This window comes from Methylomonas fluvii (genome assembly GCF_014850975.1).
GTDB classification, from domain to species: Bacteria; Pseudomonadota; Gammaproteobacteria; order Methylococcales; family Methylomonadaceae; genus Methylomonas; species Methylomonas fluvii.
The window spans coordinates 1,404,057-1,420,018 of sequence record NZ_JACXST010000003.1; the positions used below are offsets into that span (position 1 = coordinate 1,404,057).

Sequence of the window (15,962 nt, forward strand, 5' to 3'; positions counted from 1 at the left end):
TATCGAGGTAACAATCCGGATTAATGATCGGCTTGTTCAGCCAAATCACCCAGGGCCGCCAACTCCCGCTCCAGCAACTCGCTATCGCCCAGGTTAAGTTCCACCAATCGGCGTAAGTTGGAAATGCTGTCTATATCGATATGCACGCATTTAAAACCCACCCTATTGGCATCGGCATGGGTTGCCGCCACTTCCATGCTAATACTGATTTCTTCGGATAAATCGAATTTCAAGGTATACAAGGCATCAGTGTGACCGGCTAAGGGCTGCTCACAATCCAACAGACAACCGCGCAAGGACAGATCAATAATTTTGCAAGGATAGGTTTGACCCGAACCGGTCAACACAGCGCCCGTATGGTAAAAAATCCTGTGAAAACGGCGTTTATCATCGTTTTTTTCAAATGTCATGCGCTTAATCCAAGAAAAATTGCATTGAGGTACTATCAACGACAATCACATCGTTGCGTTGCAACTGCACGGTGCGGTCGCCCAGGGGCTCGTCGTTAATCGCCAGGCCCTCATGACCTTGCAGAGCGGAAAGGAAATAACCGTCCTTGCGTCTGGCTATCACAATAACCCCCGCACCTTCGTGGCCCAGGCGCGTCATAGCTTTCTTCAAGCGCAGAATTCGACCGATATGCATGCCATTCAACACTTGCAAATTGGCTTCGGGGGATTTAACGGCATCTTCCAGCTTTTCATTTAAGGCCCGCACGTCGGCATCGCCAAAGTCGGCTGGCGTGGATACCAGGACTTTTTCCGAAAATTCGTCGGTCGTGTTGTAAACGATATAGTGCTTACCGATGTTGATGATGTCGTTGTTTTGCAAGCTCCATTCTTTGGTGTGCTGATCGTTGACCAACAGCGGAAACTTTTCGTTTAATTGCTTGAGAACGCAATTGCCGTCTTTAATCACGGCAACGGCATGCGCGGGCGCAACGGCAAGACTATCAACCACTAGGTCATTGGTTTCATCACGACCAATATGCACTACACCAGAATCAAAAACACCTGTATGGATTGCATTGTCTTTAAAATAAACGGTAAATTTCGCCATCTCTGTTGTTCAAGTAATCCCTGCGCCCGGCTAGTAGTATAGCCATTAAAGCCAAGCTTGCAGATTAATCAATAATTATTTTGATATTACATTATTTTATAAATCCAAACCTATGATAGCCAAAGACTATTTGCATGCATCCAATACCTCTGCGGTGCCCGAATAAATAAAAATATACAGTCGCCAACCGGCCCGCCATGTGGCAACATCCTCGGTTAGACTTTCCCATCAATACATTAAGTCATCGATCATGAATCCAACTCAGCCCCATGCACCAAGCGAGCCTTTGATTTCGCAAGACATCTATATTGCCGGCGTCGACGAGGGTAACGGAAAATCCTTGATCATGCTGGCGATCATCGAAATGTTATCCGGCTACGCGGACAATATCGGTTTTTTTAGGCCCATTATTCAAAGCGATACCGACAAAGACGACTTGATTCAATTCATTAGCCACCGCTATCAGCTCTCCACACCCTACGAAGCCATGTATGGCTGTACCAGCGCGGAAGCCAGGCAGCTCTTGGCAAACGAACAGTACGACGAACTGCTGAAAACCATTCTGGCCAAATATAGAGCGTTGAAGGCCCGTTGCGACCATGTGCTCTGCGTCGGCAGCGACTATCGACACGGCAATGCCATTTTTGAATTCGATTTCAATGCCGATGTCGCCAACAATTTGGGCTGCCTGATGATGCCTGTTATGCAGGGCGAAAATCGCAGCGACGAACAAATTTTAAATGGTTTGGCCAGCCTGAAACATTCCATGCACGAGCACGATTGCGAATCGCTGGCCACTGTCATCATCGGGGTCGCGCAAAATCAAATTGCCAGCCTGCGCCACAGCTTGAATCATTCCAACGAATTTCCGGTGTACGTGGTGCCTGCCGAATCGTCCCTGGAAAAACCCACCGTCGGCAACATCGCCAAAGTAATCGGTGCCAAAGTGTTTTCCGGCGAAAGCGCAACCATGAGCCGAGAGGTATATCACTACAAAGTGGCGGCGATGTTGGTACCGGACTTTCTGGATTATGTGGAAACCGACGACTTGATCATCACGCCTGGCGATAGATCGGACATCATCATGGCCAGCCTGATGGCCTACAACTCCAGCAACTATCCGCAGATTGCCGGCTTGATATTGACCGGCCATCAACAACCTGCCCCCCAAGTGCAAAAATTAATCGATGGCTTGGGCGGTACGCCGTTCGCGGTACTCGGCGTCGATTCCGACACCTTCACCACGGCTTTGCAGGTCAGCCAGGTCACCGCCCGCCTGCATTCGCAAGATGACCGGAAGATTGCCACCGCGCTGGGATTAATCGAAAGTAACATGAATATGGTGGAACTGCGGCTGCGGCTGTGCAGCAAAGTTTCCCACAAAATTACGCCGCTGATGTTCGAGTACGATCTGTTGCAGCGCGCCAAAGCCAGAAAGCAACATATCGTGCTACCGGAAGGCAATGAAGAGCGGATTCTGCGCGCGGCGGAGATTTTGCTGCTGCGCGATGTCGTGAAAATCACCCTGCTGGGTAACGAAACCGAGATCCGGCAGAAAATTCAGGCCATGGCCTTGAAAATGGACAACGTCAACATCATCGACCCGATTAAATCGGATTTGCGGCCATTGTTCGCCGAAACCTATTACCAAGCTCGCAAACATCGGTGCATCGTTTACGATACCGCCTTCGATCTAATGGCCGATCCCAGCTATTTCGGCACATTAATGATCCATCTCGATTATGCGGACGGCATGGTCTCCGGCGCGGTGCATTCGACGCAACATACTATTCGTCCGGCCTTCGAAATCATTAAAACCAAACCCGGCGCATCCATTGTTTCCAGCGTGTTTTTCATGTGCCTGGAAGATCGCGTATTGGTCTATGGCGATTGCGCGGTGATTCCTAACCCCAATGCAGCGCAATTAGCCGACATCGCGATTAACGCCGCCGAAACGGCGCGCATGTTCAACATCGAGCCGCGGGTTGCCATGCTGTCCTACTCCACCGGCGAATCCGGCAAGGGAGAGGCGGTGGATAAAGTCAGAGACGCCGTAAAAATCGCCCAAAGCCTACGTCCCGACCTACAGTTGGAAGGCCCGATGCAATATGATGCCGCCGTGGACGCCAGCGTCGCTAAAACCAAACTACCCGACAGCCACGTCGCCGGCCGCGCCACAGTATTGATTTTCCCAGACCTGAATACCGGTAACAACACTTATAAAGCGGTGCAGCGTTCCTCCGGCGCAATTGCCGTCGGCCCTATCCTGCAAGGCCTGAACAAACCGGTCAATGATTTAAGCCGCGGCTGCACAGTCACAGACATCGTCAATACGGTCGTCATCACCGCGATTCAAGCCCAGGAAGCCGACAAAACATGATGCAAAAAACCCTATTAAGCAGTTTGCTCTTTTGCATGCTGAGCTTTAATTCACTGGCGCAGACCCGCATCGCCGTTCTGGATTTTGAATTGAAAGACCTGACGCTAGCACCGGGCGTACCCGCTGAATTGCAAAGAACCGCGTCGATCAAGCCGCTGCTGGAACAGGAATTAGCCCGCGCCGGCTACGTGGTCGTAGCCATACCGGGCCAGGCACAGCAGGCCGCTAACAGCGGCGTCGGCTATTTGTTCGACCATGCCGACGCCGCCGCGCAACTGGGCAAGCATTACCACGCCGACTACATTTTGGTAGGGAGGCTACACAAACCCAGCTTTTTATTCGCTTATCTGATGGGGCGTTTGATCAAGGTAGCCGATGGCAAATTGATCGGCGATTACATTTCCGAATCCAAAGGCCCCAACGCCAGCCTTACCATCAAAGCAGTGGAAAGCCTGACCACTAAAATCGACCATGATCTGGATCGCCGCTACAGCCCACCGCCACCGGCGAAGCTTGTACATTAATCGCTTCAGCCTTTCGAGATATTCATGAAAATTCTGGTGCTCAACGCAGGCAGTTCCTCGGTTAAATACAGCTTATTCGACATGTCAGATCGCTCCGTACTGATCGCCGGTATCATCGAGCGCATCGGCGAAGATGCTGCCAGTCATAGTTATTCGCTGGCGCAAAACGGCCGGATACACGACGAAATCAACTGCCGCAATCATCAACAAGCCTTGCAACTGCTGTTCGAAACACTAGCCGTCTGCCGCGTGTTGACCGACCGCCACGAACTGGCCGGCATTGGCCATCGTGTGGTGCATGGCGGCGAACATTTTCGCCAACCGGCCTTAATCGACGCGCAAGTGATGCAGCGCATTGCCGAAGTGATCCCACTGGCGCCGCTGCATAACCCCGCCAATCTGTTGGGCATCGAGGAAGCCATCCGGCAAATGGACGATACGCCGCAAGTGGCGGTATTCGACACGGCGTTTCATCAAACCCTGCCGGATTATGCCTATCGCTATGCCCTACCCGAACATCTTTACGCGGATCATGGTGTGCGACGTTATGGATTCCACGGTACCTCGCACCGCTATGTTGCCGAGCAAGCCGCGCACTATCTTGGCAAACCGTTGTCGGAAATCAATCTGATCACTTTGCACCTTGGCAACGGTGCCAGCGTCACCGCCATCCAAAACGGCCGGAGCATCGATACATCGATGGGCATGACGCCGCTGGAAGGTTTGATGATGGGTAGTCGCTGCGGTGACATTGATCCGGCAATCCATTTTTATCTGAGCCGCACGCTGAACTTGTCCAACGAAGCTATCGAAACCTTGTTAAACAAAGAAAGCGGCTGTAAAGGCGTTTGCGGCGAAAACGATATGCGGGCCATACACCGCATGGCAGAAACCGGTGACGATCTCGCCAGACTGGCGTTAGCGATGTACGCCTATCGCATCAAAAAATACATCGGCGCTTATTTTGCGGTGCTGGGCCGGGTCGATGCCTTGGTCTTTACCGGCGGCATCGGTGAAAACGATGCTTGGCTGCGCGAACACGTCTGCCTGGAGATGCAAATCTTTGGCATTGCCTTAGACCAGGAAAGAAACCAAAAACCGGTGAGACCTTGTGACAGCATCAGCCCAGCCAACTCCGGCGTGGCGATATTGGTGATTGCCGCGAACGAGGAGCTGGAAATTGCAATCCAGGCCCAGCAATGCCTGGAAGAGCCACGCGCCCTAAATTAGAGGGGCGTAGGCGCATATTACTCAGTGTTATCAACACCGCCAGGAATTAGTATTTCATTCCGTAGCTCAAAGAAACAGTTCCGTAACATTTCAACCCTATGATCTCGAAAGCAATCCGTATCGCCCTTCGGGATTGTTACTTTCAGTTTGATGTTTTCACCACACATCAAACGCAAATCATCAAATAAGCCGCCACAAGACGATGTAAAAACAAATGCGATAATATTGCATCCGCATTCGTTATAATATAACATCTTTACACATCATTCCTGACCGCTCTACTTCTCATGAAAAAAACCGCTGCCCTGATTTTAATGCTGCCATCGCCGGTTTTGCTGGCCGAAGAACTTGCGATTCAAGCCATGGACGAAATCATCGTCACGGCACCGCTACAAGACAAAAAATCCGACAGTGCCGTTCCGGTCACCGTGTTGAGCGACGATGATTTACGGATGAAAACCGGCCACAGCATCGGCGATACGTTAAAAAGCGAATTGGGAATCAGCAGCCAATCCTTCGGCCCCGGCGTCGGTACGCCGGTGATTCGCGGCCAAGCCGGCCCCAGAGTCCGGGTATTGAGCAACGGTATCGGCAGCAATGATGTCTCCGCGATCAGCCCCGACCACGCTACCAGCGTCGAACCGCTGCTGGCCGAGCGCATCGAAGTCCTGCGCGGCCCGGCCACCCTACTCTACGGCAGCGGCGCGATGGGCGGCGTGGTCAATGTCATTGATAACCGTATCCCCGGCCGCCAATTCGACAAGCTGGTAGGTGCCGCGCTTGAGCAACGCTTCGATTCCACTTCCGATGAAACCAGCACCACCATGAAAGTCGAGGGCAGCAAGGACAACATTGCCTACCACCTAGACGGCTTCTACCGCCACCGCAACAATCTGGACATCGGCGGCAGCGGCATAGACACCGCTAAAGTTGCCATAACCGATCCCAGCTTGGCGATTGTCGACAACCCCAAAGGCTATCTGAACAACACCGGCGCCGAAGCCATCAGTGGCTCAGCCGGCTTATCCTGGATCGGCGCCCCCGGTTTTGCGGGCGTATCGATTAATAACCTGAACAACAATTACGCCATCGCGCCCGACGGCACCGGCGACGAAACCGTCAGCATTGCGATGCGGCAAACCAAATACGACTTTAAGAGCGAATTGAACAACCCGTTCCGCTTCGCGAAAAGTTTGCGCACCCGGCTTGGATACACCGATTACCAACACACCGAAATTGCCAACGGCGAGCCCGGCGCTTATTACACCAATCAGTCTTACGAAGGCCGTATGGAAATGGCTCACCAAGACTTGGGACCGTTGCGGGGCGTGGTGGGTTTTCAAGCCCAAGCCAGCGATTTTAATGCGATCGAAAAACTCACCGGCGACAGCATCGTCCCGCGTTCGGACATCACCAGTTACGGTGTGTTCGCCGTGGAATCGTTCGATATTGGTGCGGTGACCTATCAACTAGGCACGCGCGTCGAACAAACCGATATTCGCCCGGACGGTTTCGCCAATCTTAGCTACACTCCTGTCAGTGCTTCGGCTTCTGCTGTATGGAAGCTGGATAATCGCAATAGCCTGAACCTGGCAGTGACACGCTCCTCGCGAGCTCCGCAGGTCCAAGAACTGCTGTCTGACGGCTACCATGACGCCACCCGCAGTTACGACAGAGGCGACCTGGGCTTAAGAGAAGAAACCTCCTACAACCTGGACTTGGGCTACCGCTTCAAAGCCGACTGGCTGCGTGCCGAATTCGACTTATTCCACAACTGGGCCAGCGATTATATTTTTCAACAACGCAGTGGCGAATTCGTCGATCAAGACGGTAATCCTTGCGTAGCGGATTGTGTGCCTTTGGTTACCAGCGGACAACACGACGCCATCTTCAAAGGTTATGAAGCCAAACTGATCATGCCCATGATGGAAAACCAGGTTGGCTTATTGGAGATGACTTTATTCAGCGACTACACCCGCGGCGAATTTCTCAATGGCAGTGACGTACCGCGCATGCCGCCCTTGCGCTACGGCCTGCAACTGGATTTCAACCGGGACAAATTATCTACCTATCTGCGCTTTACCCGAGCAGAATCCCAGCCCCATGCCGGCGATTTCGAAACTTCCACCGCCGGCTATTTCTTGCTGAATGTGGGCGCTAACTACCAGGTTCAGGCCTATAAAGACGCCAAACTGATGGTGTTCGCCAAAGGTAACAACTTGCTGGATCAAAATATCCGCAACTCGACATCGTACTTGCGAAATTTTGCCCCGGAAGCAGGGCGCGGAGCGGAAGTGGGCTTTAGAGTCAGTTATTAAAACCGCTGAAAACGGCGCTGTTTTTTATAGACAGCGCCTTTTTTTGACCACCCAAACGCTACAATATAACATCTAAAACACCATGACTTTTCAACGCGCACCAGCCAAACAACTCCCTGTCACCGTGCTGTCCGGCTTTCTGGGCGCCGGTAAAACCACCTTGTTGAACCACATCCTCAACAATCGGGAGAATTTAAGAGTAGCCGTGATCGTCAACGACATGAGCGAGGTGAATATCGATGCGGCGACGGTCAAGAACGAGATACAACTAAATCGTGGCCAGGAAAAACTGGTCGAAATGAGCAACGGGTGCATTTGCTGCACGCTACGCGAGGACTTGCTGTCCGAGGTCGGCAACTTGGCCAAGGATGGCCGCTTTGATTACTTGGTAATCGAATCCACCGGCATTGCCGAGCCTTTGCCGATTGCCGAAACCTTCACGTTTCGCGATGAAACCGGGGCGAGTTTGTCCGACCATGCCCGCCTGGATACGCTTGTGACCGTGGTGGACGCGGTCAACTTTATGCGCAATTACCTGGAAGCCTTGAGTTTAAAAGAAACCGGCGAGTCACTCGGCGAAGATGACGAACGTAACGTCGCCGATTTGCTGGTCGATCAAATCGAATTTGCCAATGTCATTCTAATTGCCAAAATTGATCTGATCGCCAGCGACGTGCTTATCAACCTAAAAGCGGTATTGCACAGCCTCAACCCCGACGCGGAAATCCTCCCTATCGTGATGGGTCAGGTCGATTTACACAAAGTACTCGACACCGGCCTGTTCGATTTCGAAAAAGCCGAGCAAGCCCCAGGCTGGTTAAAAGAATTGCGTGGCGAGCATAAACCGGAGACTGAGGAATACGGCATCGGCAGCTTCGTTTACAGCGCCCGGCGCCCGTTTCATCCGCAGCGTTTCTATGATCATCTGCACCACGGCGAGTGGGATAACGGCACATTGTTGCGTTCCAAAGGCTTTTTCTGGCTGGCGTCGCGCCCGGATCATGCCGGCAGCTGGTCACAAGCGGGCGGCGTGATGCACCATGGTTTGGCGGGGCGCTGGTGGGCTAAAGTGCCTCGCCAGGAATGGCCGCAAGACTATCTGCTGGATATCCAGTCACAATGGACCGAACCCTACGGCGACTGCCGCCAAGAACTGGTATTCATCGGTCAAAACCTCGATGCCGATAAAGTGCGCCGTGAGTTGGACGAGTGCCTGTTAACCGACGTCGAACTGGCAGCCGGCCCAGCAGTTTGGCGACACTATCAAGATGAATTTCCGCAATGGTTTGCCGATGGCTAGCCTCGACCGCTATCTGCATATCATCGGCATTGAATTGTTGCTTATTCTGACCATTATCTTGCCCTTGATTGACAGGCCGCCCGCTAAACGCGTGCTATCCAAACTGTTTTTGACTGTGTTGGGGTTCATGCTGGCGCATTTTGCCACCCATGCTTTACCGGACAAATTAGCCAGCTTTATTTACAGCTCCCAGCACGCATACCACTCGCTCAAATCCCAGGCACCCCATCGCACATGACTATCGCTCTCAGCACTATTGCCGGCGCCGTTGCGGCCTGTCTTGCCGTCAGCCTTTGCTCGTTGTCCAGTGTATTTGCACTATGGTTGAAACCCGAGGTCTTGCATCGGGTAGTGCCCTATCTAGTCGCGCTGGCAGTCGGCGTACTCCTGGGCGATGCTTTCATTCATTTGATCCCCGATGCTATAGACCGCCACGGCAGCGTCAGCGACGTCTGTCTGACGGTGTTGGTGGGTGTATTCGGTTTCTTTGTGTTGGAAAAATTGGTGCGCTGGCGGCACGATCATAACGTCGACACCACACCAAGCGGTGGCGAGATCATGCCATTGGCTAAAATGAATCTGATCGGCGATGCCATACACAACTTCGTCGACGGCATCTTGATTGCCGGCAGCTTTCTGGCCGATCCGGCCCTGGGATTGACCACCACCTTAGCCATTATTGCCCACGAAATCCCTCAGGAACTCGGGGATGTTGGCGCCCTGCTGCGCGGCGGCTATTCACCCAAGCAAGCCGTACTCTACAACTTTTATTGCTCGCTAACCGTTTTACCGGGAGCTATTTTTACTTTATTCCTCAGCCAGTTAGCCGAATCCTCCTTGTCGCTGTTGTTACCCATCGCTGCCGGCGGCTTTATTTATATCGCCGCTTCCGATCTGATTCCGGTGTTACACGAACCTTGCAGCTTTCCCAGCCTGAGCGGACAAACCGCCGCGTTTGGTTTCGGCATTGTGTTTATGCAATTCATCGTATTTTTCGAACAGTTCCTGATCGCTAGTTAAGGAGTTTTTTGTGTTTGCTCGCGTACCCTTTCGTCAATCGACCCTGTCACCGCTCACCGGCCCTGCACTCTTCCAGCCTGTTTCGTATCGGCCTTCGACCCGAACCGTCATCTCATCAAACTTCGTGGATTTGACGCGCATCTACGAGGACGGCGTGATTTTTTGCTTAATAGAAAGACCGTTGCCTATCACGATTGAACGCTTTATCTGTCAAGCCTTGAAGCAATTCGGCACTTTGGAACTCAGTCAGCCGGTCAATCCGTCAGACTTCAATTTTACAACCCTGTGGCCACAAGCCCGCCAACTCGATGGTTATCACACATGGTTGGCAGACATCAAACTATTGGCGACGGCGTTCTGCGAGCTATTCGAACTCAAGCAAACCGGCTTGCGCCTACGCACTCTGAAAACCGCCATGTGTCCACGCTTTCATGTGGATAGAGTGCCCGCGCGGATGATTTGTAGCTATGGCGGCATCGGCACCGAATGGCTGCCAGAATATGCGCTGGATCGACGAAAACTGGGTATGGGCAGTGGTGGCTTGGAAGATGCGCAGTCCGGCTTGATCGCCGACCAAACCGCCATTCGGCGGATGCCCGCCTATGCGGTAGGTTTGATGAAAGGTGAAGCCTGGGAAGGTAACGAAGGCCAAGGTTTTGTGCACCGATCCCCTACGCCAATGGCGGTGCAGCCGCGGCGTTTGGTGCTGACGCTGGACATGCTGTGAGGGCCGGGCATTGCTGATTAAACTAGCAGGCGGACATCTCTACGATCCCGAGCAAAACCAGCAAGGTGAACCAGGCGACCTGTATATCCGCGACGGCGTGATGACAGCGGACCCAGGCCCCGACGCCAAGTTCGACCAGGTTTACGACGTATCCGGCCGGATTGTCATGGCCGGCGCGGTGGATATTCACAGCCATATTGCCGGCGGCAACGTTAACACTGCGCGCCTGTTGTTGCCTGAACAACACCGAAATCACATGGCGCGACGCTTGCGTCATCCCTTCAGTACCGCGAAATGGTCGACCACCGACAGCGGCTACCGCTACGCGCGCATGGGCTACACCACGGTGGTCGAACCGGCCATGTTGCCGGTCAATGCCTTAGACGTGCATTTGCAGATGGCCGATATACCCATCCTGGATACCGCCGCCCTGGCCATTCTGGGTAACGACGATTTGTTGTTGCGACTGATGCGAGCCAAAGCCAGCCAAAACCAAATCAACGACTACGTAGCCTGGACTTTACACGCCACCCGCGCGCTGGGCTTGAAAGTTATCAACGCCGGCGGTGCCAACGCCTTTAAAAGCAACGCCCGCCAATTCGATCTTGACGACATCGTCCCCGACTACGGTGTTAGCTCCAGGCAAATTCTGCAAACCCTGCAAACAGCCGTTTGCCAACTGGGCGTCCCCCATCCGGTGCACGTACATTGCAATAACCTGGGCATGGCAGGCAATGTCGATACCATCGTCGCCACCATGGCAGCCGCACAAGGTTTGCCTATGCATCTGGCCCACGTGCAGTTTTACGCCTACGGCAAGGACGGAGCCAAGGGCTTTTCCTCGGCAGCGGCACAATTACTGGAAGCCTTCAACCGCCATCCGAATATCACCATGGATGTCGGCCAGGTTCTGTTCGGCCAGACCGTGACCATTTCCGGCGATGTCATCGCCCAATATAGCCGCCACGCGGATGCCAGCCCCAATAAATGGGTAATGTGGGACGCCGAGTGCGAAGGTTCCGGCGGCGTGGTGCCCTACCGATACCGGGAAGCCAGTTTCGTCAACACCTTGCAATGGGCCATCGGCTTGGAGCTGTTTTTGCTGGCCGAAGCCCCGGAGCGTTTATTCTTTACCACCGACCACCCGAACGGCGCACCGTTTACCGCCTACCCCGAATTGATTCGACTGTTGATGGACGCCGATTACCGCCAAGCCTATATGGCAGGCTTAAATCAAGAGGCGCTGGCGATGACCTTATTGCCCAAGCTCAAGCGCGAATTTACCTTAAACGAAATGGCAACCATGACCCGCAGTGCTGCCGCAAAGCTATTGGGCTTGCATGATCGCGGCCATCTAGCGCCGGGGGCAATAGCCGACATCGCCGTCTACGACCCGGCGGGTATTGGCAGGTGTGATTCACTCACCGGTGCATTTACGGGCCATCCTCAAACCAATGTCGCTGCCATGTTCGCCAATGCCGCTCTAGTGTTTAAAAACGGTGAATTGGTGGTGCAAGATGGAGCGGTCGTGGCGCGACCAAACGGCCGAGCCCAGATGCTGCAACCCAATTACGATGCCCGCATCACGCGGACGGTGCAAGATCATTTCAACCGGTTCTACAGTTTGAAACTTAACAATTTCGCCATCAACGATGCCGACTTCGCCGAACACCCTCGGTTTAGGTTGCACGGCTGATAAGCGGACGAACTCAAAAATCCTGGACAATCAACATAAACGCATGACGCCTATCGAAGATATTCAAGGCCGCCCGGACACGCGGCGTATTGCCATCGACAAAGTCGGCATCAAAGACATTCTGCACCCGATCAGAGTGAAAGATAAAAGTAGCGGCGAACAACGCACCGTCGCGCATTTTGCGATGTACGTCAATTTGCCGCACGACTTCAAAGGCACACATATGTCGCGCTTTGTGGAAGTCTTGAACAATCACGATCGGGAAATCAGTATCGCCTCGTTCCCGGCCATGCTACAAGAAATGCTAGCCAAACTGGAAGCGGAGTCCGGTTATATCGAAATGCGTTTTCCGTACTTTATCGATAAAGCGGCACCGATCAGCGGCGTCCGCAGTTTAATGGATTACCAGGTTAGTTTTATCGGCGAAATCGATACCCGCTCCTGTCGTATCAAAGTGAAAGTGGTGGTGCCGGTCACCAGCCTATGCCCCTGCTCGAAAGAGATTTCCGAACGCGGCGCCCATAACCAACGCTCACACGTCAGCGTGACTGTAGAGGCCAAGTCGTTTATCTGGCTTGAAGAACTGATCACGCTGGTGGAAGCCGAAGCCTCCTCGCAAATTTACGGCCTGTTAAAGCGCCCGGACGAAAAATACGTCACCGAATACGCCTACGACCACCCCAAGTTTGTCGAAGACATGGTGCGCGATGTAGCCGCCCGCTTGAACGCAGAGCCACGGATAATCAGTTACAGCGTCGAATCGGAAAACTTCGAGTCTATCCATAACCATTCAGCGTATGCACTGATACAGCGTGTCAATTCCCCATTCTAACGGAGACTCCATGAACGCCAACCCCAAACGCAACTATCCCGTACCGGTGACCATTCTCACCGGCTTTCTCGGTGCCGGCAAAACCACTTTGTTGAACCGAATTCTCAGCGAAGACCACGGTAAGCGGATTGCCGTGATCGAAAACGAATTCGGCGAAGCCGGTATCGACAACGAACTTTTACTGCAAGCCGACGAACAAATCGTCACCATGAATAACGGCTGTATTTGTTGCACCGTTCGCGGCGACTTGGTGCGTATCCTTGGCGAACTCAGCGACGGACGGGAATCCGGAGCACTGCTGTTTGAACGCGTCATCATCGAAACCACCGGTTTGGCCGACCCGGCCCCGGTTGCGCAAACCTTTTTCATCGACGAAAACATTGCCGAAAACTTCAAGCTGGACGCCATCGTCACCGTCGTCGATGCCGTACATGCCCACCACCAGTTAGAGGAACACCACGAGGCACAAGAACAAGTCGGCTTCGCCGATCGCATTCTGCTATCGAAAACCGATCTCCAGGCGCCGGAAATTGTTCGGGATCTGGAAACCCGCCTCCGGGTCATGAACCCCAGAGCACCGATCAAACACGTGCATTTCGGCCAGACCGAACTCGGCGATATTCTGGATATAGACGGCTTCAATCTGGATGACATTCTGAAAATCGAGCCGGATTTTCTGGAAGAGGTCAGCCACGAACACGAAGACGACATCAGTTCCATGGTCTACCGTACCGACCACGCCCTGGATGCTGCGCGCATTCTGGCATTCCTGAACATCATGATTCGCGACTATGGCAACGACTTGTTACGCTACAAAGGCATTCTCAACATCGCCGGCTGTGAACAAAAAGTGATTTATCAAGGTGTGCATATGCTGATGACCGAGACTTTCGGCAACCCCTGGCAAGCCGATGAAGCGCGGGAATCGAGTATGGTGTTTATCGGTCGCAACTTACCTAAAGAGGATATCTTGGAGGCATTAGCTTCTTGCCGGGTAGGCGTTTAGATAAAGTCGCTGAATGGGTTATTGGTCACTGGGCAGCAGGCCAGTCAGCAGTTGTCGTTGACGTTCCGGTTCAAAAAACAGGCATAATTCGCCTTTACAGATAACCGGCCCGAATGGGTAAGTTTAATTTGTATTCACTCGGACCTCGTAAGCACAGCCTTTCATGAAGGAAGCGGCGACTAATTGAAAATGCCCGATCCAGACAAAATCCCCGTCATCGTTCTCACCGGCTTCCTCGGCAGCGGTAAAACCACCTTGTTAAACCGGCTGCTGGCGGATGGGGTAAAGACCGCAGTGGTGATAAACGAGTTCGGCGAAATACCGGTCGATCAGGATTTGTTGGCAGACCAAAATCTGCCGCTGACGGTGCTGTCCGGCGGGTGTCTGTGCTGCAAGGTCAAAGGCGCGCTGGCGCCTACGTTAAAAAACCTGTGGATGGCCTGGGAGCAAGCGGCAAGCAAACCCTTCGAACGCATGATTATCGAGGCCAGCGGCATCGCCAGCCCGGAACCGATTCTGGATACGCTTTTGCGCGAGCGCTGGCTGGCTAGCCGCTATCGTTTGCAAATTGTCATCACTACCTTAGCCATACCTTCGGGTGCTGCACAGCTGGATAGTTTTGCCGAAGCGCGGGCGCAGGTGGCTTGGGCCGATACTTTATTGCTGACCCATGCCGACGTAAGCAATGCCGGTCAGCAAGCCGCACTGGCAACACGCTTGCAAATGCTAGCGCCAGCCACGCCCAGACTGACGACAGGAGACTTTCTCGCGGCTAGCCTGCTGACTAACGCTGGCCCAAGCTTGCGCCGCTTGCCAAATGACGCCCCATTACCGGCACATAACTTTCGCAGCATATCGCTGCATCTGGAACAGGTTATGCTCTGGCAACAACTGCAAACTCTCCTTCAAGAGTTGCTGACCCGCCATCCGCAAGACTTACTCCGCATCAAAGGCTTGGTTTATCTTGCCGAACAAACCGAACCTATGGTGATTCAGGCAGCCGGCACTAGACTGTATCCGCCTATTCCATTAAGCGCCAGAGCAAGCGACGACGGCCGCGGCCGGCTGGTATTCATCGTTAATGGCGAGCCAACGGCACTCGCCACGGATCTAAACAAGGCTTTTGCGCCTTTCCTAAGCGGTAACGCCATCAAGCTGCATTGATTTACTAAGCCTGCTATTAAATACCCTTCGTCCTGAACTGTCGGACATCGCCCAAGCGGTTAAGGAACAAAGCCATGTCACCCAAAATCCGGATAAAAATTTAACTAAGATAGGCGAAGTCATCGTCGAACTGGTGGAAAGCAGCACAACGGGAATCCACGCAAACCCAGTATCCGGCGGCATTTTGTATTACCATAGCCCAGGGCATTAGCAAATTTATCCGGGAGGCGGCATATGCAAGGCGACAAACAAGTCATAGCTCACTTAAACGAATTGCTGGCGGGCGAACTGACCGCTATAGACCAGTATTTTATTCATTCCCGGATGTATGAAAACTGGGGCTTCAACAAATTATACGAACGCATCAATCACGAGGTTCAAGACGAAACCAACCATGCGGATGCGTTAATCAAGCGAATTTTGTTTCTGGAAGGCACGCCGGATTTATCCAAACGCGAACCGCTAGCGGTCGGCACCAACGTCCCTGAGATGCTGAAAAACGATCTGGCGGTCGAATATAAAGTGGTTAAGGATTTGCGCAAAGTCATCGCCTATTGCGAAACCGTGCGCGATTACCAAACCCGGGAAATTCTGGAAGTGATGTTGGACGACACCGAGGAAGATCATGCGCATTGGCTGGAAAAACAATTGAGCTTGATCGACATGATTGGTTTGCCAAATTATCTGCAATCGCAAATGTCCTGAC

Annotated in this window: 15 protein-coding genes; 13 read left to right on the forward strand and 2 right to left on the reverse strand. The window is 53.0% G+C overall.

The window, feature by feature from the left end; genetic code table 11:
• Positions 1-20: 20 nt before the first annotated feature.
• Both EBB_RS23995 and EBB_RS24000 read right to left on the reverse strand, forming a co-directional pair.
• Complete coding sequence (locus EBB_RS23995) at positions 21-410, reverse strand: PilZ domain-containing protein (protein WP_192396154.1); 390 nt, start codon at positions 408-410, stop codon at positions 21-23.
• A 4-nt stretch (positions 411-414) separates the two neighbouring features.
• Entirely contained in the window at positions 415-1,059 is a 645-nt protein-coding gene (locus EBB_RS24000; RefSeq protein WP_192396155.1) for an FHA domain-containing protein, read from the reverse strand.
• Between the two features lie 250 nt (positions 1,060-1,309).
• On the opposite strand from EBB_RS24000, the gene pta reads away from it, so the two are divergent.
• The 13 genes from pta (at position 1,310) to bfr (ending at position 15,961) form a co-directional block, all read left to right on the forward strand.
• Positions 1,310-3,439, forward strand: coding sequence for a phosphate acetyltransferase (gene pta, locus EBB_RS24005; protein WP_192396156.1), 2,130 nt, complete (start codon positions 1,310-1,312; stop codon positions 3,437-3,439).
• Positions 3,436-3,963: a DUF2380 domain-containing protein gene (locus EBB_RS24010; RefSeq protein WP_192396157.1), complete on the forward strand. Its 528-nt coding sequence runs from the start codon at positions 3,436-3,438 to the stop codon at positions 3,961-3,963. The genes pta and EBB_RS24010 overlap by 4 nt, the downstream gene beginning before the upstream one ends.
• A 24-nt stretch (positions 3,964-3,987) precedes the next feature.
• On the forward strand, positions 3,988-5,193 hold the full coding sequence (locus tag EBB_RS24015) for an acetate/propionate family kinase (protein ID WP_192396158.1): 1,206 nt from the start codon (positions 3,988-3,990) through the stop codon (positions 5,191-5,193).
• Positions 5,194-5,480: 287 nt separating this feature from the next.
• Complete coding sequence (locus EBB_RS24020; RefSeq protein WP_192396159.1) at positions 5,481-7,511, forward strand: TonB-dependent receptor; 2,031 nt, start codon at positions 5,481-5,483, stop codon at positions 7,509-7,511.
• A gap of 82 nt (positions 7,512-7,593) precedes the next feature.
• The gene (gene zigA / locus EBB_RS24025; protein ID WP_192396160.1) at positions 7,594-8,811 is read left to right on the forward strand and encodes a zinc metallochaperone GTPase ZigA; all 1,218 of its coding nucleotides are present in this window, start codon (positions 7,594-7,596) and stop codon (positions 8,809-8,811) included.
• Positions 8,780-9,049, forward strand: a complete 270-nt coding sequence (locus EBB_RS24030) for a hypothetical protein (RefSeq protein WP_225587738.1) — start codon at positions 8,780-8,782, stop codon at positions 9,047-9,049. Before zigA ends, EBB_RS24030 begins: the two co-directional genes overlap by 32 nt.
• Complete coding sequence (locus EBB_RS24035; RefSeq protein ID WP_192396161.1) at positions 9,046-9,831, forward strand: ZIP family metal transporter; 786 nt, start codon at positions 9,046-9,048, stop codon at positions 9,829-9,831. Before EBB_RS24030 ends, EBB_RS24035 begins: the two co-directional genes overlap by 4 nt.
• 10 nt (positions 9,832-9,841) lie before the next feature.
• Complete coding sequence (locus EBB_RS24040) at positions 9,842-10,558, forward strand: DUF1826 domain-containing protein (protein WP_192396162.1); 717 nt, start codon at positions 9,842-9,844, stop codon at positions 10,556-10,558.
• A 10-nt stretch (positions 10,559-10,568) separates the two neighbouring features.
• Positions 10,569-12,254 carry a formylmethanofuran dehydrogenase subunit A gene (locus tag EBB_RS24045; protein WP_192396163.1) on the forward strand — a complete coding sequence of 562 codons (1,686 nt, stop codon included), beginning with the start codon at positions 10,569-10,571 and terminating at the stop codon, positions 12,252-12,254.
• Between the two features lie 43 nt (positions 12,255-12,297).
• Positions 12,298-13,086 carry a GTP cyclohydrolase FolE2 gene (gene folE2 / locus EBB_RS24050; RefSeq protein WP_192396164.1) on the forward strand — a complete coding sequence of 263 codons (789 nt, stop codon included), beginning with the start codon at positions 12,298-12,300 and terminating at the stop codon, positions 13,084-13,086.
• A gap of 10 nt (positions 13,087-13,096) precedes the next feature.
• The gene (locus tag EBB_RS24055; RefSeq protein WP_192396165.1) at positions 13,097-14,092 is read left to right on the forward strand and encodes a CobW family GTP-binding protein; all 996 of its coding nucleotides are present in this window, start codon (positions 13,097-13,099) and stop codon (positions 14,090-14,092) included.
• 189 nt (positions 14,093-14,281) lie between these two features.
• Positions 14,282-15,256, forward strand: a complete 975-nt coding sequence (locus EBB_RS24060) for a CobW family GTP-binding protein (RefSeq protein ID WP_192396166.1) — start codon at positions 14,282-14,284, stop codon at positions 15,254-15,256.
• Positions 15,257-15,490: 234 nt separating this feature from the next.
• Positions 15,491-15,961: a bacterioferritin gene (gene bfr, locus EBB_RS24065; RefSeq protein WP_192396167.1), complete on the forward strand. Its 471-nt coding sequence runs from the start codon at positions 15,491-15,493 to the stop codon at positions 15,959-15,961.
• The last annotated feature ends 1 nt before the right edge of the window (position 15,962 follow it).